This window comes from Marinobacter sp. (genome assembly GCF_014859525.1).
GTDB lineage: Bacteria > Pseudomonadota > Gammaproteobacteria > Pseudomonadales > Oleiphilaceae > Marinobacter.
The window spans coordinates 1-3,665 of sequence record NZ_JACUUB010000141.1; the positions used below are offsets into that span (position 1 = coordinate 1).

Consider the following 3,665-nt stretch of genomic DNA (forward strand, 5'->3'; position numbering starts at 1 on the left):
GCCTGACCCTCAAGCGAGATGCGCATTCTACAGACCTTGGCTGAGGAGTCAACGGTTCGTTTTAACTTTTTTAGAGGGTTTTAAACATCCAGCCACTCTACCCGGCTCATTCTCCGTCACTCTAGCTCTACTTTGACGAGGCTTGCTACATCCGTCGCGCGCTTCCGCGCATTCTCAATGTCACTCCCCTTCGCAAGTGCAACACCCATGCGACGACGCCCTGCCAACTCAGGCTTTCCAAACAAGCGAATCTGCGTATCTGGCTCAGCCATAGCTCGTTCGAGACCGGCAAACACAACATTACTAGAATCACCCTCCGGCAAGATTACCGCAGACGCTGTTGGCCCCTGCTGACGAATAACCGGGATCGGTAATCCAAGAATGGCACGCGCATGCAGAGCAAACTCGGAAAGGTCCTGAGACATCAAGGTCACCAGCCCGGTGTCATGAGGACGCGGCGAAACTTCCGAGAACCACACGTCGTCACCTTTTATGAACAGTTCGACACCATAAAGCCCATATCCGCCCAAGCTATCTACCACAGCCCGCGCAACCTCAGTCGAACGCTCGAGCGCTTTGCCAGACATCGGGTGCGGCTGCCAAGACTCACGGTAATCACCGTCTTCCTGACGATGACCGATAGGATCACAGAAAGATATGCCATCCCGGTGCTTGACCGTAAGCAAGGTGATTTCATAATCGAAGGCTACAAAGCCTTCAACGATCACCCGCCCCTTACCCGCGCGGCCACCGGTCTGCGCATACTCCCAGGCCGCCTCAATACCTGCCTCGGTTTTGACAGTGCTCTGCCCCTTGCCTGAAGAACTCATCACGGGCTTAACAACGAAGGGCAAACCCACCTCTTTAACCGCAGCCAGATACTCTTCATGAGTCCCTGCAAAACAATAGGTGGATGTAGGCAGGCCTAGCTCTTCAGCCGCAAGACGTCGAATGCCTTCTCTGTTCATGGTCAGGTTAACGGCCCGCGCGGTTGGAACCACGTTGTAACCTTCCTCCTCTAGCCTTACCAGTTCTCCGGTGGCGATGGCTTCGATCTCTGGGACAATCAGATGTGGCTTTTCAGCCTCTATTATTTTTCGCAGGGCTGGACCATCCAACATATCGACCACGTAACTCCGGTGGGCTACCTGCATGGCGGGTGCATTTTCATAACGATCCAGCGCAATCACTTCAACGCCGTATCGCTGTAACTCGATGACCACTTCTTTGCCCAGCTCACCGGAACCACAAAAAAGAACCCGGGTTGCACCCGGCTTAAAGGGAGTACCAATTCGCACTGTTTTGTCAGAGCCAGTCATTCAGTTTTATGTTCCTGTATCAGTTAGATGGAGACCTTCTTTTCACGTTCGGCCACTTTGAGCAACACCTCTCGGCGTTCGTCATTGGTCATCGTGGTCCAGCGGAGAATCTCATCCCCGCTACGCTGGCAACCTATGCAAATGTCATTTTCGTCCAGAGCGCACACATTGACACAAGGGGAACGAACCTTGTCAGCGACTTTCATCATTCGAGCTCTACCTGGTTAAGGTTTTTGATGTAACGTTCTGCATTATGGACGTAATGCATGGCGCTGAGCTCGAGCATCTTTTTCTGACTGTCATTGAGTTCACGACGAATCTTTCCCGGCGAACCAACCACCATGGAGCCATCGGGGATTTCCATGCCCTCCGGTATCAGAGCATTAGCCCCAATCAGGCAATGTTTGCCAATTTTCGCCCCATTCAGCACAACCGCATTGATACCGATCAGGGAGTAGTCGCCAATCTGGCAACCGTGGAGCATCGCTTTGTGGCCAACCGTCACGCCTCGGCCAAGAACCAACGGCACACCCGGGTCGGTATGCAGCACAGACCCATCCTGGACATTCGACTCAGGACCGATGGTGATCAGCTCATTGTCACCCCTGATGACCACGTTAAACCAAATACTGGACTTTTCCATCAGCTTAACGCTCCCGATAACGGTGGCGTTGTGCGCAACAAACTGCCCAGCACCTTCTTTTACTGGCACGCGTTGATCAAGGCTATAGAACATGAATTCCTCCGGTCTGATTACTTGGGCGGCTCAAGAATATCAATTTTGGCATCGTACACAGCATTTAAAAAATCAACCAGCACCACCGCAGACAGGCCCCAGATCTGATAACGATCCCATCGATAGCAAGGAACAAACAGGGTGCTGTTCAGAAAACTAAGGGTATCTGTTCGTTCACGCTTGTCTTCAAGAAAGTAAGAAATAGGAACCCGGAACACGCTTTCAATTTCCGCCGGGTTTGGCTCCAGAGGATGATCGCCTGGTACCACTCCGACGTATGGTGTAACAAGGATTCGGTGCAGCGACATCACCTGACTGAGCCGCGCAATGACTTTGACCTGATCGGGAGGAAGACCAATTTCCTCATAGGTCTCACGCAGCGCAGTGGCGGCCAGAGAGGCATCAGAGGGATCCCGTTTGCCCCCCGGATACGCCACCTGACCCCGGTGAGTTTTCAAATTCGATGACCGAAGCGTAAAAATCATCTCGGGGTCACGCGGGTTGTCTGTAACAGGCACCAGAATACCGGCTTCCGGGTAATCCAGCGCCAGCTGTCTGGGCGCATAACTAGACAACCGTTCAGTTAACAGATCATGCACAACTTACTCCAGCGACTTCCTGAATTTGGGTGAGACACGGGCAGTCCGGACCGTTAAACTGACCACCACCAATCATTTAGTATACGGGGAAAATGATGAAGTATTGCAGCACCTGCGGCGAATTGGTTGAACAGCGCATTCCTCAAGGGGACAACCGGTACCGTTTCGTCTGCATCAGTTGCGACACAATACATTACCAAAACCCCCGTATTGTTGCTGGCACGGTTCCCGTCTGGAACGGCAAGATCCTGCTGTGCCGACGCGCCATAGAGCCTCGATACGGTTACTGGACACTACCAGCAGGTTTCATGGAAAACGCTGAGACGACCATCGAGGCTGCCGTCCGCGAAACACTTGAGGAAGCCCTGGCCGAGATTCACATTGACGGTTTGTATTCGATAATCGATGTACCTCACATCAATCAGGTCCACATGTTCTACCGAGCCACCCTCAAAGATGGACAGTTTGGAGCGGGAGAGGAATCCTTGGAGTCCAAGCTGTTTGCTCCGGACGAAATCCCCTGGGATGAGATTTCTTTTCCTACCGTGCGCAAAACCCTTGAACTGTTTCTCAGCGAAGTGGGCTCAGATAGTTTTGGCGTGCACGTCAGCGATATTCGTCATCCTATGGCCAGTAAAGCCTGATTAAAACACCTCTAGCCGGTAAACTTCATAAGCAGGCTCCTCATAGGGATGGGCCTGTTTTAATGCACCGAGCGCAGATTTGATCCACTCGTCGTCACAGACCATCTCTACTTTAAATTCACGAACGGTTTCAAGCGCCCCCTGCTTACCAAGAAAAGGGTCACTGCCCGCCAATGGCCGAAACTGTCCCCGCCCCTCTATCTGCCAGGCGCAATGATCGTAATCCCCAATTTTTCCAGCGCCTGCATCAAACAACGCGAGCTTGGTTTGCTCTAAATGACTTTCCGGTACGAAGTAACATAGCTTATACATCGGACACCTCAAATCGTTTAAATTTAACACACAACAAGGAGTTCTGAACTTACCC

At 52.1% G+C, this 3,665-nt stretch carries 6 protein-coding genes; 1 reads left to right on the forward strand and 5 read right to left on the reverse strand.

The genetic code is table 11. The features are described from left to right. Window positions 1–116: 116 nt before the first annotated feature. Genes purT through IBX51_RS14690 form a run of 4 tightly spaced genes read right to left on the reverse strand, consistent with a single transcriptional unit; the run spans window position 117 to window position 2,654 of the window. A complete protein-coding gene (purT, locus tag IBX51_RS14675) occupies window positions 117–1,319 on the reverse strand; it encodes a formate-dependent phosphoribosylglycinamide formyltransferase (protein ID WP_291832053.1) in 1,203 nt (400 codons plus the stop codon). Window positions 1,320–1,342: 23 nt separating this feature from the next. Further along, window positions 1,343–1,525, reverse strand: a complete 183-nt coding sequence (locus IBX51_RS14680; RefSeq protein ID WP_291832060.1) for a DUF1289 domain-containing protein — start codon at window positions 1,523–1,525, stop codon at window positions 1,343–1,345. Beyond that, window positions 1,525–2,055 carry a gamma carbonic anhydrase family protein gene (locus IBX51_RS14685; protein ID WP_291832056.1) on the reverse strand — a complete coding sequence of 177 codons (531 nt, stop codon included), beginning with the start codon at window positions 2,053–2,055 and terminating at the stop codon, window positions 1,525–1,527. Before IBX51_RS14685 ends, IBX51_RS14680 begins: the two co-directional genes overlap by 1 nt. A gap of 17 nt (window positions 2,056–2,072) precedes the next feature. Next, window positions 2,073–2,654: a CoA pyrophosphatase gene (locus IBX51_RS14690; RefSeq protein WP_291832058.1), complete on the reverse strand. Its 582-nt coding sequence runs from the start codon at window positions 2,652–2,654 to the stop codon at window positions 2,073–2,075. A gap of 95 nt (window positions 2,655–2,749) precedes the next feature. On the opposite strand from IBX51_RS14690, the gene IBX51_RS14695 reads away from it, so the two are divergent. Beyond that, window positions 2,750–3,298 carry an NUDIX hydrolase gene (locus IBX51_RS14695; RefSeq protein ID WP_291832061.1) on the forward strand — a complete coding sequence of 183 codons (549 nt, stop codon included), beginning with the start codon at window positions 2,750–2,752 and terminating at the stop codon, window positions 3,296–3,298. On the opposite strand, the gene IBX51_RS14700 is transcribed toward IBX51_RS14695, so the two are convergent. Then, window positions 3,299–3,610, reverse strand: a complete 312-nt coding sequence (locus IBX51_RS14700; protein ID WP_291832063.1) for a YqfO family protein — start codon at window positions 3,608–3,610, stop codon at window positions 3,299–3,301. Window positions 3,611–3,665: the final 55 nt, after the last annotated feature.

What these genes read in the sequence shown, in the direction of transcription:
- purT (WP_291832053.1), bottom strand. Translation starts at nt 1,319, where the DNA reads ATGACTGGCTCTGACAAAACAGTGCGAATTGGTACTCCCTTTAAGCCG.
- IBX51_RS14680 (WP_291832060.1), bottom strand. Translation starts at nt 1,525, where the DNA reads ATGAAAGTCGCTGACAAGGTTCGTTCCCCTTGTGTCAATGTGTGCGCT.
- IBX51_RS14700 (WP_291832063.1), bottom strand. Translation starts at nt 3,610, where the DNA reads ATGTATAAGCTATGTTACTTCGTACCGGAAAGTCATTTAGAGCAAACC.
- IBX51_RS14695 (WP_291832061.1), top strand. Translation starts at nt 2,750, where the DNA reads ATGAAGTATTGCAGCACCTGCGGCGAATTGGTTGAACAGCGCATTCCT.
- IBX51_RS14685 (WP_291832056.1), bottom strand. Translation starts at nt 2,055, where the DNA reads ATGTTCTATAGCCTTGATCAACGCGTGCCAGTAAAAGAAGGTGCTGGG.